General features: G+C 53.5%; 1 protein-coding gene. It reads left to right on the forward strand.

Going from position 1 to position 563, the window contains the following annotated elements; all coding sequences use genetic code 11:
* Nucleotides 1-508: hypothetical protein (locus tag OH458_RS21970; RefSeq protein ID WP_269979857.1), on the forward strand; the 508-nt coding region annotated here is incomplete at its 5' end.
* Nucleotides 509-563: the final 55 nt, after the last annotated feature.

Here is a 563-nt window from a genome sequence, read left to right on the forward strand (position 1 = left end):
TCGCTCCGGTCAGTCGTTTAAGCTCGCATACATCCCCAAGGGCGGGGCAACGGCTGATGAATTGGAGTTCTTTAGCGCCGTAGTGTGGGCGGTGGGGAACGGCCATGCGCCCAAGCTGCATGCCGTTATCGAAGAGTTGGCGAGCTGCGTTGAGACCTCCGGCAAGCTCAAGGGCAAAGCGGGGGAGCTGCTTCGCGGTGGTCGTCAGTATGGTTTAGTGATTCACACCGTGTTTCAGCGTGGTCAGGAAGTGCCCAAAACCGTGACCGAACAATCCTCGACTTGGTGGATTGGCGCGGTTAACTCGATGTCCGATGCCAAATGGTTGGCTGACAAAAAAGGCTTAGAGATTAGCGAGATTGCCTCGCTGGTTTCGGCCAAGGTCAACAAGCAGAAAATCAACAAGCCGATTGCGGAATACATGCTCGTGCGTGACGGGATTGGTAACGTTGAAAAACGCGCGTTTAACTGCCAAACAGGGGCGAAAACCTCCCTAAATTATCGGTGATGTCCTTCACACTCCAACCTATAGGTTAACCACTTAACCTATAGGTTGCCTTCCG

Origin of the sequence: Vibrio sp. MarTm2, from assembly GCF_027587055.1 — a bacterium.
Lineage (GTDB): Bacteria > Pseudomonadota > Gammaproteobacteria > Enterobacterales > Vibrionaceae > Vibrio > Vibrio sinaloensis_D.